Source organism: Pseudomonas sp. UBA3153, assembly GCF_002364635.1.
In the GTDB taxonomy this organism is placed as follows: Bacteria; Pseudomonadota; Gammaproteobacteria; order Pseudomonadales; family Pseudomonadaceae; genus Pseudomonas_O; species Pseudomonas_O kuykendallii.
The window spans coordinates 1-16,012 of the sequence record NZ_DEYR01000095.1; the positions used below are offsets into that span (position 1 = coordinate 1).

15 protein-coding genes and 1 pseudogene are annotated in these 16,012 nt (G+C 68.5%); 9 read left to right on the top strand and 7 right to left on the bottom strand.

Going from position 1 to position 16,012, the window contains the following annotated elements:
- The first annotated feature begins 59 nt into the window (after positions 1-59).
- The gene (locus tag B2X67_RS19545; protein WP_090226054.1) at positions 60-266 is read left to right on the top strand and encodes a DUF2788 domain-containing protein; all 207 of its coding nucleotides are present in this window, start codon (positions 60-62) and stop codon (positions 264-266) included.
- A gap of 125 nt (positions 267-391) precedes the next feature.
- On the opposite strand, the gene B2X67_RS19550 is transcribed toward B2X67_RS19545, so the two are convergent.
- Entirely contained in the window at positions 392-961 is a 570-nt protein-coding gene (locus B2X67_RS19550; RefSeq protein ID WP_286786531.1) for a pseudouridine synthase, read from the bottom strand.
- Between the two features lie 177 nt (positions 962-1,138).
- Between B2X67_RS19550 and ahr the strand changes: the two genes are divergently transcribed.
- Together ahr and B2X67_RS19560 are read left to right on the top strand one after the other, a co-directional pair.
- Complete coding sequence (gene ahr, locus B2X67_RS19555) at positions 1,139-2,173, top strand: NADPH-dependent aldehyde reductase Ahr (protein WP_286786522.1); 1,035 nt, start codon at positions 1,139-1,141, stop codon at positions 2,171-2,173.
- A 21-nt stretch (positions 2,174-2,194) separates the two neighbouring features.
- Positions 2,195-2,689 (top strand): GNAT family N-acetyltransferase, encoded by a 495-nt coding sequence (locus tag B2X67_RS19560; RefSeq protein ID WP_376747802.1) that lies wholly within the window; start codon positions 2,195-2,197, stop codon positions 2,687-2,689.
- Positions 2,690-2,710: 21 nt separating this feature from the next.
- On the opposite strand, the gene amn is transcribed toward B2X67_RS19560, so the two are convergent.
- Both amn and B2X67_RS19570 read right to left on the bottom strand, forming a co-directional pair.
- Positions 2,711-4,186: an AMP nucleosidase gene (amn, locus tag B2X67_RS19565; RefSeq protein ID WP_090226042.1), complete on the bottom strand. Its 1,476-nt coding sequence runs from the start codon at positions 4,184-4,186 to the stop codon at positions 2,711-2,713.
- A gap of 99 nt (positions 4,187-4,285) precedes the next feature.
- A complete protein-coding gene (locus B2X67_RS19570) occupies positions 4,286-5,620 on the bottom strand; it encodes a PLP-dependent aminotransferase family protein (RefSeq protein ID WP_286786523.1) in 1,335 nt (444 codons plus the stop codon).
- Positions 5,621-5,697: 77 nt separating this feature from the next.
- Between B2X67_RS19570 and B2X67_RS19575 the strand changes: the two genes are divergently transcribed.
- Entirely contained in the window at positions 5,698-6,648 is a 951-nt protein-coding gene (locus B2X67_RS19575) for a threonine dehydratase (RefSeq protein WP_286786524.1), read from the top strand.
- Between the two features lie 139 nt (positions 6,649-6,787).
- Here the strand turns inward: B2X67_RS19575 and ppnN are convergent, their stop codons facing one another.
- Both ppnN and B2X67_RS19585 read right to left on the bottom strand, forming a co-directional pair.
- On the bottom strand, positions 6,788-8,161 hold the full coding sequence (gene ppnN, locus B2X67_RS19580; RefSeq protein WP_286786525.1) for a nucleotide 5'-monophosphate nucleosidase PpnN: 1,374 nt from the start codon (positions 8,159-8,161) through the stop codon (positions 6,788-6,790).
- A gap of 183 nt (positions 8,162-8,344) precedes the next feature.
- Positions 8,345-9,247, bottom strand: a complete 903-nt coding sequence (locus B2X67_RS19585; protein ID WP_286786526.1) for a LysR substrate-binding domain-containing protein — start codon at positions 9,245-9,247, stop codon at positions 8,345-8,347.
- Between the two features lie 226 nt (positions 9,248-9,473).
- Between B2X67_RS19585 and B2X67_RS19590 the strand changes: the two genes are divergently transcribed.
- Genes B2X67_RS19590 through B2X67_RS19610 form a run of 5 tightly spaced genes read left to right on the top strand, consistent with a single transcriptional unit; the run spans position 9,474 to position 13,931 of the window.
- The gene (locus B2X67_RS19590) at positions 9,474-10,319 is read left to right on the top strand and encodes a transporter substrate-binding domain-containing protein (RefSeq protein ID WP_282341867.1); all 846 of its coding nucleotides are present in this window, start codon (positions 9,474-9,476) and stop codon (positions 10,317-10,319) included.
- Positions 10,320-10,332: 13 nt separating this feature from the next.
- On the top strand, positions 10,333-10,995 hold the full coding sequence (locus B2X67_RS19595; RefSeq protein WP_286786527.1) for an amino acid ABC transporter permease: 663 nt from the start codon (positions 10,333-10,335) through the stop codon (positions 10,993-10,995).
- 7 nt (positions 10,996-11,002) lie between these two features.
- Complete coding sequence (locus B2X67_RS19600; protein WP_090226027.1) at positions 11,003-11,692, top strand: amino acid ABC transporter permease; 690 nt, start codon at positions 11,003-11,005, stop codon at positions 11,690-11,692.
- Entirely contained in the window at positions 11,689-13,194 is a 1,506-nt protein-coding gene (argH, locus tag B2X67_RS19605) for an argininosuccinate lyase (RefSeq protein WP_286786528.1), read from the top strand. Before B2X67_RS19600 ends, argH begins: the two co-directional genes overlap by 4 nt.
- A complete protein-coding gene (locus B2X67_RS19610; protein WP_286786529.1) occupies positions 13,191-13,931 on the top strand; it encodes an amino acid ABC transporter ATP-binding protein in 741 nt (246 codons plus the stop codon). The genes argH and B2X67_RS19610 overlap by 4 nt, the downstream gene beginning before the upstream one ends.
- A 28-nt stretch (positions 13,932-13,959) precedes the next feature.
- Here B2X67_RS19610 and B2X67_RS19615 read toward each other — a convergent pair whose 3' ends face one another.
- Complete coding sequence (locus B2X67_RS19615; RefSeq protein WP_286786530.1) at positions 13,960-15,624, bottom strand: acyl-CoA dehydrogenase family protein; 1,665 nt, start codon at positions 15,622-15,624, stop codon at positions 13,960-13,962.
- Positions 15,621-16,012 (bottom strand): annotated as a pseudogene (locus B2X67_RS19620) (TetR/AcrR family transcriptional regulator); the annotation flags it as partial. The gene B2X67_RS19615 and the pseudogene B2X67_RS19620, both read right to left, overlap by 4 nt.

The window sequence follows — 16,012 nt, forward strand, 5'->3', positions numbered from 1 at the left end:
CGAGGGCATGAGCGCCGCGCCTGCCGAGCGCGGGCGAGGCACACCTCCCGGAGATCCCGATGCAACCCGAACTGTTCGAAGAAATAATGATGTACAGCCTGGTCACGGCGCTGATCGCGTTCATGGCCTTCATCGTCTGGGACCTGGCGAAGAAGTCCAAGGCGGGACGTTTCGGCACCATGATCCTGTTCCTCGCCCTGGGCCTGGGCGTCGCCGGATTCCTGATCAAATCGCTGGTGGTCGCCGGCCTCGAAGGCGGCTTCTAGCCCCGGTGCGCATGGCGCACCCTACGGTTGTGCGTGTGCGTGTTGTGGCCCTTGGTGCGCATGGCGCACCCTACGTCGGTTCGCCAGGCCTCGCGTAGGGTGCGCCCCGCGCACCGCCGGCACGCTCAAGCCTTCGGCAGCGGCAAATCCTTCCACTCGCCGGGCTGCAAGCCGTCCAGCGTCCACTCGCCGATCCGCACGCGCACCAGCCTGAGGGTCGGCAGGCCGACCGCCGCGGTCATCCGCCGGACCTGGCGATTGCGCCCCTCGCGGATCACCAGTTCGAGCCAGGCGGAGGGCACGCTCTTGCGAAAACGTACCGGCGGATGGCGCTCCCACAGCGTCGGCTCGTCGAGGCGCCGCGCCTCGGCAGGGAGCGTGGGGCCATCGTTCAGCGCAACGCCGTCGCGCAGACGCTGCAGCTGCTCCTCGCTCGGCTCGCCCTCCACCTGTACCCAGTAGGTCTTCGCCAGCTTGTGCCGCGGATCGGCAATGCGCGCTTGCATGCGGCCGTCGTTGGTCAGCAGCAACAGGCCTTCGCTGTCGCGATCCAGGCGACCGGCCGGGTACACGCCGGGCACCGTGACGAAATCCTTCAGGGTCGCGCGGCCGGCTTCGTCCTGGAACTGGGTGAGCACGTCGAACGGCTTGTTCAGCACGATAAGGCGCGGCTCGGCGGGCGGCGTTTTGGCCACCCGTCGGGGAGTCGCGCGCGAGCGGGGCGGACGGGGCATGCACATTCCAGGGGGCGATGGGAGGCGAAGTGTAACCGAGGCACGCCCCGACTATTGCCGCCGCTTATGCTGCTGCCCGGTGCGCCTGGCAGCCGGCTATGCTACCCCGGACGTTCCAATCCACCGCGAGGGCCTGGCATGAGCACTTCCGAATCCGTACTCGACACCTTCACCGGCTGGGCCGCGATGGCCGCCGGCGAGCCGCTGCAACGCCATGAATTCAGCCCCGGCCCGCTGGGCGCCGAGGACGTCGAAGTCGCCGTGGAATACTGCGGCATCTGCCATTCCGACCAGTCGATGATCGACAACGAGTGGGGCAACGCGCGCTATCCCTTCGTGCCCGGACACGAAGTGGTCGGCACCGTCGTCCGCCTCGGCGAGCAGACCCGCGGCCTGAAGCTCGGCCAGCGCGTCGGCATCGGCTGGTACAAGGGCAGCTGCATGCACTGCAGCTCGTGCATGGAGGGCTCGCACCAGCTCTGCCGCACGGTGAAACCGACCATCGTCGGCAGCAACGGCGGCTTCGCCAACCGGGTGCGCGCGCACTGGGCCTGGGCCATCGCCCTGCCCGGCAGCCTCGACCCGAGCCTCGCCGGCCCGCTGTTCTGCGCCGGCTCCACGGTCTTCAGCCCGCTGCTGGAGTTCGGCGTGAAGCCCACCGACCGCGTCGGCGTGGTCGGCATCGGCGGCCTCGGCCACCTGGCGCTGCGTTTCCTCAACGCCTGGGGCTGCGAAGTCACGGCGTTCACCTCGTCGCTGAGCAAGCAGGAAGAAGCGCAGCGCCTGGGCGCACACAAGGTGGTGGCCTCCACCGACAGCCAGGCGATGAAGTCGATCGCCGGCAGCCTGGATTTCCTGCTGGTCACCGCCAGCGCCGACCTGGACTGGAACGCCCTGCTCGGCACGCTCAACGCCAAGGGTCGCCTGCACTTCGTTGGCATCGTGCCTAGCGCCATCCCGGTACACGTGTTCAGCCTGATCCCGCAGCAGAAGAGCCTGTCCGGCTCGCCGGTCGGGTCGCCGGCGACCATGGCCAGCATGCTGGAATTCTGCGCCCGCCACGGCATCGTGCCGCAGGTCGAGCACTTCCCGATGAGCCAGGTGAACGCCGCCATCGACCACCTGCGCGCCGGCAAGGCGCGCTACCGCGTGGTGCTCGACGCCAGCAAATGACAGAAGGGGGCGGACCGCGGCATGATCCGCCCCCTCGTTTTCCACCCTGCGTTGCACGCCATGCCGAACCCGATCGAAAGGCCCGCCGCCGACGACTTCCCGCACATGCTCGAGGTCTGGGAGGCCGCGGTGCGCGCCACCCACGACTTTCTCGACGAGGCCGATATCCAGTTGCTCAAGCCACTGCTGATCGAGCAGTACTTCCCGCAACTGCGGTTGAGCTGCATCCGTGCCGCGGATGGCCGAGTCGCCGGTTTTCTCGGTTATGCCGAGGGCAAGGTGGAGATGCTTTTCGTCGACCCGCGCGTGCACGGCCATGGCGTCGGCACGGCATTGCTGCGCGACGCCATCGAACGCCTGGGCGCGACCGAGGTCGACGTCAACGAGCAGAATCCACGTGCCCTGGGGTTCTACCTGAGCCAGGGGTTCGTCGTCGGAGGCCGTTCGCCGCTGGACGGCGGCGGGCGGCCCTTCCCGATCCTGCATCTGCGCCTCGCGGAAGCGCAGGCCCGCTGAGGGGACTCCGGCGCGGGCCGGCTAGCGGAACGGCGGCTCGTCGAAGCTGCGCAGCTTACGCGAGTGCAGCGAGTCGAGCTGGCTGCGCAGCAGATCGAGCGCGGCGATGCCGATCTTCAGGTGCTGGCTGACCGCGCGTTCGTAGAACGCGCCGGCCGCCCCGGGCAACTTGATCTCGCTGTGCAGCGGCTTGTCGGAGACGCACAGCAGCGTGCCGTAGGGCACCCGCAGTCGGTAGCCCTGGGCGGCGATGGTGCCGCTTTCCATGTCCACCGCCACCGCCCGCGAAAGGTTGATCAGCGCCCGCTCGTGGGCCCAGTGCAGCTCCCAGTTGCGGTCGTCGTAGGTCAGCACGGTGCCGGTGCGCAGGCGTCGCTTGAGCGCTTCGCCCTTGTCGCCGGTGACCTGGGCCGCGGCCTCCTGCAGCGCCTGCTGCACCTCGGCCAGCGCCGGGATCGGGATGTGCGGCGGCACCACGCGGTCGAGGATGCCGTCGCGGCGCATGTAAGCATGCGCCAGCACGTAGTCGCCGATGGTCTGCGACTGCCGCAGGCCGCCGCAGTGGCCGATCATCAGCCAGCAGTGCGGGCGCAGCACGGCGAGGTGGTCGGTGATGTTCTTCGCGTTGGACGGGCCGACGCCGATGTTCACCAGGGTCACGCCGTGGCCGTCGCTGGCGATCAGGTGGTAGGCCGGCATCTGGTAGCGGTGCCAGACCACCGCGTCGGCCACCGCCTGGGCGTCTTCCTCGGGCGTGCCGCGCTCGATGATCACGTTGCCCGGCAACACCATGCGCACGAAGCGCGGATCGTCGCGCAGTTGCTCAAGACCGTGGCGAATGAACTGGTCGACGTAGCGGTGGTAGTTGGTCAGCAGGATCCACGGCTGCACGTGCCGCCAGTCGCTGCCGGTGTAGTGCTGGATGCGCTTGAGCGAGAAGTCGGTGCGCGCGGCGTCGAACAGCGACAGCGGCAGCGCCTCGGTGTCGGTCCAGTCGTACAGGCCGTCGGCCACCGAGTCGGTGGCGGCGGACAGGTCGGTGCTGGGGAACACCCGCGCCAGTTCGGCGGCGGTCACGCCGCTGCCGGCCAGCTCGTCGCCCTGCTCGACGACGTAGGGATAGGGGATGTTCTGCGCGCTGGAGCCGACCTCGACGCGCAGCGTGTAGTCGCTCATCAGCGGGCGCAACTGGTCGAGCAGGTAGCCGCGGAACGCCTCGGGATGGGTCACGGTTACCCGGTACACGCCCGGCACCTGGACCTTGGCGTAGGCGCGCGTGGTGGACGCCGCCTCGCCCTGGGTGGCGTAGGTCAGGCGCAGTTCCGGGTAGCGAAACAGCGCGCGCTGCGCGGCATCGGGCTCGGCGCGCTCCTTGAGGTAGCGCTTTAGCGCCTGACTCAGCGAGGTGGCGGCGCGCTGGTGCAGTTCGGTGAGCAGGTCGACCGCCTGTTCGGCAGTGGAAGCGACGACGTATTCGTCGGCAACGTGATCGGTCATGCGAGATTCCTTGTCTTGCGATTCGAAGCGATGCCCGCACGCTGCCACCGATTGCCGCTGCTTCGCAAGCGCGCTCGTCCGGGGACGGCCAGCGCGCCTCTACGGCCAGTGCTCGACCAGCCGCTCCAGCGCCCGCTTCAGTTCGGTGCGGCTGCGGGCGGCGGCCAGGCTGATGCGCACGGCGTTCAGCGGCGTGTGGCCCACCGCGAACACCTCCGTCGGCGCGCTCTCGACCCCGGCCGCACGACAGGCCGCTGCCAGCGACTCGCTGTCCGAGGTGTGCAGCCACAGGTGCGGCGCCGCGTGCTGTTGCGGCATGCGCGGGCCGAGCAGGCGCGTCGCCAGGCGCCAGCGCTGGCGCACTTCCTCGCGCTGCCAGTCGAGACGCCGCTGCGCGGTGCCGTCCTCGATCCACTCGCAGGCGATCGCCAGGCACAGCGGCGAGACCGCCCAGTTGGTCGCCTGCGCCTCGCGGTCGATGCGCGCCAGCACCTGCTCCGAGCCGGCGATGACACCCAGGCGCAGCCCCGGCGAAACGGTCTTCGACAGGCTGGTGACCAGCAGGCTGCGCTCGGGCAGCAACTGTGCCAGCGGCGGCTGGTCGCTCAGTGCACCGTACACGTCGTCCTCGATCAGCCACAGGCCGTGGCGCTCGATCACTTCGGCGACGCGCGCGCGCCGCTCGGCATCCATGCAGGCGCCGGTGGGGTTCTGCAGGCACGGCGTGAGCACCAGCACTCGCGCCCCGGTGGCGCGCACCTGGCGGTCCAGGTCCTCCGGCAGGATGCCGTGGCGATCCATCGCCACGCCGTGCAACGGCAGGCGCAACTGCCGCGCCGCGCCCTTGATGCCGGGTGCGGTGAACGCCTCGGAGAGCAGCGGTTCGCCGGCCTCGCAGAGCGACAACAGCGCCGCGGACACGCCCTGCTGGGCGCCGGCGCAGAGCAGCACGCGCGGCGCCGGCCAGTCCAGTCCGCGCCCTTGCAGCCACTGGCTGGCGGCGATTCGCCCGCGCATCACCAGGGCCGCCGGCGCATAGCTCTGCAGCGCGTCGAGTTCGCCGCGCGCGGCCAGCCGGGCGAGGGTTTGCGACAGGTCGCGGTTGTCGGCATCGGTCACCGGCACGTTGGTCGACAGGTCGATGCGTTCGCTGTCGGCCGGCGGCTGCTTGAGCAGGAACAGGCTCGCCTCGCGGCTATCGGCGAGCACGTAGGTGCCACGGCCGACCTCGCCGGACACCAGGTGCCGGCGCGCCGCCTCGCGGTAGGCCTGCATCACCGTGCTCGGGTTGATGCCGAGCGCCCAGGCCAGCCGCCGTTGCGGCGGCAGGCGCGCGCCAGAGACGAGTTCGCCGCTGCGGATCGCCGTTGAGATCGCCTCGACCAGCGCCAGGTAGGTCGGCTGGTTGGCGGTATCGAGCTTAGGAAGCCACATTGTCTGCCATGCAATATAAGGATTTACCCATACAATGCGCGCGCCGTAGCATCGGGTCAAACCCACGGAGAAAACCGATGTTCGACCTGCCGCAATTGCGCGATGCCGCCCGCCTGATCCAACCCCTCGTCCCGCCCACCGCGCAGATCGCCTGGCCGTTGCTGGCAGAGCGGACCGGCTGCGAGGTCTGGGTCAAGCACGAGAACCACAACCCCACCGGGGCCTTCAAGCTGCGCGGCGGGCTGGTCTACGTCGACAGCCTGCGCCGCCGGCAGCCGGAGCTTCGCGGGCTGATCACCGCCACCCGCGGCAACCACGGCCAGAGCCTCGCGCTGGCCGCCCGCCACGCCGGGCTGGCGCTGCGCATCCTGGTGCCGGAGGGCAATGCACGGGAGAAGAACGCGGCTATGCGCGCGTTCGGCGCCGAGGTGATCGAGCAGGGTCGCGACTTCGACGAAGCCCGTGCGCTGGCCGCGCGCATGGCCCGCGACGAAGGCCTGCATTTCGTGCCCGCGCTGCACCCGGACCTGGTGCGCGGCGTGGCCACCTACGCGCTGGAGCTGTTCGAGGCGGCGCCGCCGCTGGACCGTGTGTACGTGCCGATCGGCATGGGTTCGGGCATCTGCGGGCTGATCCGCACCCGCGACCTGCTCGGCCTTCGCAGCGAGATCGTCGGAGTCGTCGCGCGCGGCGCGGACGCCTACGCGCAGAGCTTCGAGGCCGGGGAGATTCGCCGCACCGAGCGTGCCGAGACCTTCGCCGACGGCATGGCCTGCCGCGACCCGCAGGCCGAGGCGCTGGAGATCATCCGCGCTGGCGCCGCGCGCATCGTACGGGTCGACGACGAGGAAATCCGCACGGCGATCCGCGTGCTTCACGAGGACACCCACAACCTGGCCGAAGGCGCCGGCGCCGCCGCCCTCGCCGCACTGATGCAAGAACGCGAGATCAACCGCGGCGGCCGCGCCGCGGTGATCCTCAGTGGCGCCAACATCGACCGGCAGATGCTGGCGGAGATCATTCGCTGAGGGTCGGCTGAAGGCCCTCTCCCCTGGCCCCTCTCCCGTGAACGGGAGAGGGGAGCGAAGCGCCCGGCGCCGCGGAGGCGCCGATGCTGTGGCGGTACCGTCAGAGACCTTGTTCAAGGACGCACGGCAGAGCCTTCTCTCAGGTCACCACGCGGTAACAGGGCACGTAGGCGCTGCCGCCCGGCAGCTTCATGCGGTGCTGTTCGACGAAGGCCTGCAGCAGGCGGTCGAGGGTTTGCATGATGTCCTTGTCGCCGCTGATCTCGTAGGGACCATGCTCCTCGATCAGGCGGATGCCGTGGGCCTTGACGTTGCCGGCGACGATGCCGGAAAAGGCCCGGCGCAGGTTCGCGGCCAGTTCGTGCAGCGGCTGGTTGCGAGTCAGGTTGAGGGCGGCCATGTTGGCGTGGGTCGGCTCGAACGGATGCTGGAAGCTGCCGTCGATCTTCAGCAGCCAGTTGAAGTGGAAAGCATCGTTGCGCTCGCGACGGAACTGCTGGACCGCCTTGATTCCCGCCGCCATCTGCCGGGCGACTTCCGCCGGGTCGTTGACGATCAGCGTGTAGCGCTTCTGCGCCGCCTCGCCGAGGGTGTCGCCGATGAACGCGTGCAGCTGCTGCAGGTAGGTCTCGGCGCTCTTCGGCCCGGTGAGGATCAGCGGGAACGGCAGCTCGGCGTTGTCCGGGTGCATGAGGATGCCCAGCAGGTAGAGGAATTCCTCCGCCGTGCCGGCGCCGCCGGGGAAGATGATGATGCCGTGACCGACACGGACGAAGGCCTCCAGGCGCTTCTCGATGTCCGGCAGGATCACCAGCTCGTTGACGATCGGGTTCGGCGCCTCGGCGGCGATGATGCCCGGCTCGGTCAGGCCCAGGTAGCGCCCGCCGAGGATGCGCTGCTTGGCATGGGAGATGGTCGCGCCCTTCATCGGCCCCTTCATCACGCCGGGACCGCAGCCGGTGCAGATGTCCATCCCGCGCAGGCCCAGCTCGTGGCCGGCGCGCTTGGTGTACTTGTATTCCTCGCTGCTGATCGAATGCCCGCCCCAGCACACGACGATCTTCGGCTCGACCCCGGCGCGTAGCGTGCGGGCGTTGCGCAGCAGGTGGAAGACGTAGTCGGTGAGGCCCTGCGAGGTCTCGGTGTCGACGCGCTGGTTCTCCAGTTCGCTCTGCGTGTAGACGATGTCGCGCAGCGCGCTGAAGAGCATCTCGCGGGTGCTGGCGATCATCTCGCCGTCGACGAAGGCATCGGCCGGGGCGTTGAGCAGCTCCAGGCGAATGCCGCGATCCTGCTGGTGGATCTTCACCTCGAAGTCCGGATAGGCCTCGAGGATGGTCTTGGCATTGTCGCTGTGCGACCCGGTGTTGAGGATCGCCAATGCGCACTGACGGAACAGCGCGTACACGCTGCCAGAGCCGGTTTCGCGCAGTTGCTGCACTTCACGCTGGGAGAGGGTTTCCAGGCTGCCTTTCGGCGATACCGAGGCGTTGATCGTGTTTCGTAGGGACATTGAGCTTTCCGAGGCGCGTGATTCCGGCGAAGTCGACGGAACCAGGGGTTGGGGGCATGTGATGACGTTACCTGAAGCGGAGGGTCCTGCGCACGGCCGGTTTTGATCGGCTCGCGGCCGGGCTCGCGCGGACGAGGGCTTTGGACGCCGGCACGGCCATTTCATTCCCCGCCGGCGCCCGCTTCACAGCCAGTCTTTCGACGCGGCGGTGAGCATTTCGTGGATCAGTTGCGCGAAGCGCTGGCTCAGCACGCTCTGCGGCCGGTCCACCGGCAACAGCAGGTAGGTCGGAAAGCGTATCTGCGGGTGAAACGGGCGGGTCTCGATATCCCGGTGCAGGTATTCCATCGCCACCATCGGGTTGACGATGCTCACGCCCAGGCCGAGCGCAACGAGCGAGCAGATGGTCGCCGCATAGGGCGTTTCCAGGTTCAGCTTGCGCTGGCCCTTGCCGTCCGGGAACACCCGGTCCACCCGCGCGCGCGCACCGTCGTTCTGCGACAGCGAAATGAACGCCTCGCCTTTCAGGTCCTCCGGCCGCACCACCTCGAGGTCGCCCAGCCGGTGTCCCTTGGGGAACACGCACACCCCCGGCACGTCGCAGATGGCCTGGCTTTTCACGCCGGGAAGCTCCTTGCCCACATAGGACGCCAGCCCCAGGTCGCAGAACTGCGAAGCGGCCCAGTGCGCGACCGTCGGCGAATCGTTGGTGTGGATCGAGATCGCCACGTCCGGGTTCTCCGCGCAAAAGCGCTGGATCACCCGCGGCAGCAGGGTCAGCGAGAGCGAGGGCACGGCGGCGATGCGCAGGCGCCCGGTGCCGGCGCGGCGGATGTTCTGCGCCGACTGCTCCAGGCTGTGCAGGCCGATGAAGGCGCGCTCGACATCGGCGAACAGCGCCGTTCCCTCGTCGGTGGGCATCAGCCGTCCGCCCAGGCGCTCGAACAGGCGGAAGCCGCTCTGCCGCTCCAGCTGCGCGATCAGCCGGCTGATGTTGGGTTGCGAGGTGTGCAGAGACTCGGCGGCGGCCGTCATCGAGCCGCTCAACATCACGGCGCGGAAGGCTTCGACTTGCTTGAAATTCATGGGCAGACCATATCAATTCCGTATGAGCCCCCACTGTATTGTCATTTGTTGGCATGAACCAGAGGCCTTATAACTGTTCTCGGCAGCGATGCAACCGCGCAGATGGATGCGCTGTCCGGAGAAGTACGAGCCCGTCCCTTGCACCGAGTCCCGTCTCGGTTCCTGCCCTGAAATCATGTATCGCAGTGCCGGTGCACGCGATGCTGAACGTTGACCAGGAGGCACCATGTCGTTTTCCTTCAAGATCCTTCGCACCGTATTGGCCTTTTCCTGCGTGTCCCTGACAGGGCTGGCGCCACTGCATGCCGCCGAGCTGCCGGCCGTTCCCGATGACATCAAGGAAGCCGGCCAGCTGCGCGCGGGCGTGCGCTGCGACCAGCCTCCCTACGGCTTCCAGGATGGAAGCGGCGAGTTCGCCGGGGTCGAGGTGGAGATGTCCAGGCAAATCGCGCTCTGGGCGCTGGGCTCGAAGGACAAGGTGACCTTCACCTGCGTCACCGCCGAGAACCGGGTGCCGCAATTGCTTGGGCGCAAGGTCGACTTCCTGATCGCGACCCTCGGCGTGACCCCCGAGCGCCAGCGCGTCATCGACTTCACCACGCCCTATCGCTGGGGCGCCAGCGACGTGGTGGTGAAGAAGGACAGCCCGATCAGGAAGATCACCGACCTGAACGGCAAGACCCTCGCCACCCTGAAGGGCTCGGTGCAGGCCAAGTGGTTCGAGGACCACATGCCCGAGGTGAAGACCCTGCGCATGAACAGCGCCGCCGATGCGTTGCAGACCTTCCGCCAGGGACGCGCCGACGCCTACACCCACGACGCGGCGACCCTGGTCGTGGTGGCCGACAACGACAAGAATGCGCGACTGCTCAACGAGCCGTTCCAGATATCCGACGCCGCCATCGGCGTGCGCAAGAACGAGGCGGCCTGGCGCGACTACCTGAGCGCCGCGGTGGCGCGCATGCACGAGGAAAAACTGTTCCGCGTCTGGGTCCAGCAGTACGTGCCGGAAAACATCCAGAGCTACTACCTGAGCGTCTTCGAGCAGGCCAAACCTGCCGAAGCGCTCTGAGCGTCGGCCGCCGATGGACTTCGATTTCGACTACCTGCTGGCGCAATGGCCGGCGCTGCTGGACGGCGTGCTGATGACCCTGCGGGTGTCGCTGCTGGCCATCGCCGCCTCGCTGGTCATCGGTGTCCTCGGCGGCGCCGCGCGGGTGATGAAGATTCCGCTGCTGGCGCAGTTCGTCGCCCTGTACGTGGAGTTGATCCGCAACACGCCGATCCTGGTGCAGCTGTTCTTCATCTTCTACGGCCTGCCGGCGATCGGCATGGAGCTCTCGCTGTTCTGGTCGGGGGTGCTGTGCCTGTCGCTGTGGGCCGGCGCCTACCAGGTGGAAAATGTGCGCGGCGGCCTGGCCACGGTCGAGCACGGCATGCGCGAGGCGAGCATGGCCCTGAGCCTCAAGCCGATCCATTACTTCGGCCTGGTGGCCCTGCCCATCGCGTTCCGCACCAGCCTTCCGGCGATGCTCAACACGGCGATTTCGCTGTTGAAGAACTCCTCCTACCTGCAGGCGATCGGCCTGGCGGAGCTGACCTTCGTCGCGGTGGACCGCATCGCCACGGACTTTCGCGCGATCGAGATGTTCAGCGCGATCTGCGTCATGTACCTGGCGCTGGTAGCGGTTTTGGCGGCGCTGACCGGGCGCCTGTCCGCCCACCTGCAACGTCCTTTCCAGCACTGAGGCCGCCATGAACATCCTCATCGAGAACTGGGGGTTCGTCTCCAAAGGGTTATGGATGACGCTGCGCCTGGCGCTGGTGGTCCTGCTGTTCACCACCCTGATTTCGTCGGTGTTCGGCGTGCTGGCGACCCTGCGCAACCGCGTGCTGCGCACGCTCATCCATGCCTACGTCGAGCTGTTCCGCTCGATCCCGCTGATCGTCAACGTGTTCTTCATCTTCTTCGGCGCGCCGATGCTGGGCCTGGACCTGAGCCCGTTCGCCGCCGTCACCACCGGGCTGACCCTGTGGGGCAGCGCCAACGGCATCGAAATCGTCCGCGGCGGCCTCGAATCGGTGCCCCGCCACCAGTGGAAGAGCGCCTGGACGCTGGGGCTGCGACCCTGGCAGATCTACCTGCACGTGATCGCGCCGCAGTCGATGCGGGCGATCCTGCCGGCCTACACCGGCCTTCTGACGATGCTCGTCCAGGCCACCTCGCTTGGCGCCCTGGTGGGGGTCAGCGAGTTCCTCAAGGTCGGCCAGATCATCATCGAACGCGCCACGGTGATGACCGGCGTCAGCCCGGCGTTCACCGTCTATGGCGGCGTTCTGCTGGTGTACTTCGTCATCTGTTCGTCGCTGAGCTGGCTCAGCCGCTATCTCGAACGCCGCCTGGGCCGCCCGGCGATGCGTACCAAAAACCAGGGGGTTTCATGATGCAAGAATCCAAAGTCAGTCGGCGCCTGAAGGAAGCCACCGCCCCGGAGGTCAACGAGTACATCTACCGGCCGCGCCTGGAAGGTTTCGCCGACGGCTTCGCCAATCTGGGCGACGTCAACAAGGCGCACATCGTCATGCTCGCCGAGCGCGGCCTGATTCGCGAAGAACATGCGGCGGTGCTGGCCAGGGGCGTGCTGGACATGGAGGCGGCCGGGCCGGCCGCGGTGACCCTCGACCCCTCCCGCGAGGACGCCTATTTCAACTACGAGGCGCACCTGATCGAGCAGATCGGCGCCGACATCGGCGGCCGCCTGCACACCGGGCGCAGCCGCAACGACATGCTCGCCACCCTGGACCGCCTGCGTTGCCGGGAAGTCCTGATGGACCTCATCGACGCGCTGATCCAGGTACGCCAGACCGCGCTGGACAGGGCCGAGGCGTTCGCCAGCGTGGTGATGCCGGGCTACACCCACCTGCAGCCGGCCCAGCCGATCACCTACGGGTTCTACCTGTCGGCGGTCGAGCAGGCGCTGGAGCGCGATTGCCGGCGACTGACCCAGACCCTCGAATCGATGAACCAGAGCCCGCTGGGCGCCGCCGCCTTCGCCGGCACTCCGTTCGCGATCGACCGGGCGCGCACCGCCGAGCTGCTGGGCTTCGACGGTTATCTGGACAACGCCCTGGATGCCGTTGGCTCCCGCGACTTCATCCTCGAAAGCCTGTCCCACCTGAGCCTGCTGTCGGTGTTCTGGAGCCGCGTGGCGCAGGACTACTTCGTCTGGAGCACCCACGAGTTCAGCCTGATCGACTTTCCCGACAGCGTCGCGGCGACCTCCAGCATCATGCCGCAGAAGAAGAACCCGACCGTCCTGGAATACCTCAAGGGCCGCTGTGGGCACATCGTCGGCCTGCTGATGGGCGCCAGCACCACCATCAAGGGGAGCAACTTTTCCCACACCGGCGACGCCAACCGCGAAGGCACCCGGGGGTTTTGGGAGGCCGCGGAAGAAAGCCTGCGCTGCCTGAAACTGCTCGACCTGGTGCTGCGCACGGCGACGCCGAACGCGCGGCTGGCGGTGCAACGGGCCGGCGAGGACTTCTCCACCGCCACCGCCCTGGCCGACCTGATCGTGCGCGAGGCGGACCTGTCGTTCCGCGAGGCGCACCACGTCGTCGGCGGCGCGGTGCGCCTGGCGATGGACGCGGGGATTCCAGCACACCGCATCGACACGGCGATGGTGGACGTCTGCGCGCTGGAGCAGCTCGGCCACCCGCTGAACCTGGCCGCGGACAAGGTGCGCGACTGCCTCGACCCCACCGCCAACGTGCAGGCGCGCACCTCCGCCGGCGGCCCCTCGCTGCTCTCGCTGGAACCCAGCCTGATCCGCGCCAATCAGCGCATCGAGCTGGAGTGCCAGGCCAACCAGGCCCGCCGCGACCGGCTGGCAGCGGCGCATGAGCGGCTGCAGGCGGCGACCCGGGCGCAGGCGGGCCTATGAAGCCGATGCTCACCGTGCGTGACCTGCACAAGCACTTCGGGGAGCACGAGGTGGTCAGGGGCGTCGACCTGGACGTCAGCGAGGGCGAGGTGGTGGTGATCATCGGCCCCAGTGGCTCGGGAAAATCGACCTTCATCCGCTGCCTGAACAGCCTCGAAGAGCCCACCGCCGGCAGCGTCGTCATCGACGGCGGCGAATCGATCCGGGCGGGAAACCGCCGGGGGCTGGCACGCCTGCGCGAGGACGTGGGCATGGTGTTCCAGGACTACACCCTGTTTCCGCACATGACGGTGCTGGCGAACATGACGCTCGCGCCGGTCAAGCTCAAGCGGGCGTCGCGGGCGGACGCCGAGCGCGAGGCGCTGGCGTTGCTGGAACGCGTGGGCCTGCAGCACAAGGCCGGCGGCTACCCGTCGGAGCTATCCGGTGGCCAGCAGCAGCGCGTGGCCATCGTCCGCGCGCTGGCGATGAAGCCGCGCCTGCTGTTGTTCGACGAGCCGACCTCGGCACTCGACCCGGAGACCGTCGGCGACGTGCTCAACGTCATGAAAGGCCTGGCCGCGGAAGGCATGACCATGATCGTGGTGACGCACGAGATGGGCTTCGCCCGCGAAGTGGCGGATCGGGTGGTGTTCTTCGCGGACGGGCGGATCGTCGAAATGGGGCCGCCTTCGCAGATGTTCACCGCGCCGAAGGAGGCCCGCACGCAGCAGTTCCTCCACAGCGTCCTGCATTGACGTCTCGCGCCCGAGACGTCCGCTGCGCTCAAATCAGATGCGGGGTGCTGCGCGCCAGCAGCGCCTCGGTATCCACGCCGCGTGGCAGGGTGCCGTATTCGCGGCCGCCGTCGCCCAGGCGGCTGGCGATGAAGGCGTCGGAGACCACGGCGTTGCCGGCCTCCAGCAGCAGCTTGGCCTGCAGGCCGACGGCCACGTCTTCGGTGAGCTGGCGGGCGCGGTACTGGATGTCGTCGGTATCGCGGAAGTTCTTCGCCAGGCGCTCGATATGCGCGCGCAGGCGGGCATCGCCGTGGCCGTCGCCGAGTTCGGCGAACAGCGCGTCGAGCACCCCGGCCTCTTTCGACAGAGCGCGCAGCACGTCCAGGCACTGCACGTTGCCGGAGCCTTCCCAGATCGAGTTGACCGGCGCCTCGCGGTACAACCGCGGCAGGATGGTTTCCTCGACGTAACCGGCGCCGCCCAGGCACTCCGAGGCTTCGGCGATCATTCCCGGCGCGCGCTTGCAGATCCAGTACTTGCCGACCGCGGTGAGCAGGCGGGCGAAGGTCGCTTCCTGGGCATCGTCGGCGTTGTCCAGCGCGTGCCCCATGCGCAGGCTCAGCGCCAGCGCGGCTTCGCTTTCCAGGGCGAGGTCGGCCAGCACGTTACGCATCAGCGGCTGTTCGGCGAGCAGGCGGCCGCCGACCTGACGGTGCGCGCAGTGGTGCGTGGCCTGGCTCAGCGCCTGGCGCATCAGCGCGCTGGAACCGACCATGCAATCGAAGCGGGTCATCCCGACCATCTCGATGATGGTCGGCACGCCGCGGCCCTCCTCGCCGATCATCCAGGCCAGCGCGCCGCGGTATTCCACCTCGCTGGAGGCGTTCGACCAGTTGCCCAGCTTGTTCTTCAGGCGCTGGATGTAGAAGGCGTTGCGCGTGCCGTCCGGGCGGTGGCGCGGCAGCAGGAAGCAGGTCAGGCCCTTGTCGGTGTAGGCCAGGGTCAGGAAGGCGTCGCACATCGGCGCCGAGCAGAACCACTTGTGGCCGACCAGCTCGTAGGCCTGGCCCGGCCCGCCGGCACCGAGGGCGTGGGCGCGGGTGGTGTTGGCGCGCACGTCGGTGCCGCCCTGCTTCTCGGTCATCGCCATGCCGAGGGTGACGCCGGCCTTGCGCTCCATCGGCAGGTTGCGCGGGTCGTATTCGCTGGCGAGGACGCGCGGCAGCCACTGGGCGGCGATATCCGGCTGCAGTTGCAGCGCCGGCACGCTGGCGAAGGTCATGGTCAGCGGACAGCCGCTGCCGGACTCCGCCTGGGAGTGCAGGTAACTCAGCCCGGCCCGGGCCACGTGGGCGCCGGCGCGCGGGTCGGTCCAGGGCAGCGACGGGATGCCGTGCTCGATGGCCGTGCGCATCAGCTCGTGGTAGGCCGGATGGAATTCCACTAGGTCGATGCGCTGACCGTAGCGGTCATGGCTCTTGAACACCGGCTTGTTCTCGTTGGCGAGGAAACCCGCCGCCATCAGCGGCCCGCCGGCCAGCGCGCCGTATGCCTGCAGACGGTCCTCGGCCCAGCCGCCCTGGAAGCGGTGCACCCACTCCTGCAACGGCAGGTCGACGCGGTAGAGGTTGGCGCCGTCCAGCGGCGGCACCTGGTTGAAGACCTCGTGGGTTTCGCCGAGGGCACTGAACGCGGACTGAGGGGAATTCACGGATGGGGCTCCTTGGCGCCGACAGCGCGCAGACAGAAAGTGGTCAGGGCATCGCTGACCACGGCCAGTTCAACGGACGGCCGCCCGGCCTCGCGCGCCGCCCAGGCGGGCGGCGACAGCGGACCGACCAGCGATTCGGCAATCGCGCCCACCAGGCACGCGGCGATCACTCGCGGTTGCGCGACCTGGAACGCTCCCTGCGCCGCGCCTTCCTCCAGCAGCTCGCAGAACAGCTCGCCATAGGCTTCGCGGTAGAGCAGGCGTTGCTCGTCCACCTCCGCCTCCACCGGCTCGGCGATCAGCGCGAAGGCCAGCGAACGGCTGCTCCAGGCCCGCGCGGCGAACTGCCGGACGCCGCGCGCCAGGCGCGCCGCCGGATCGCCCTCGC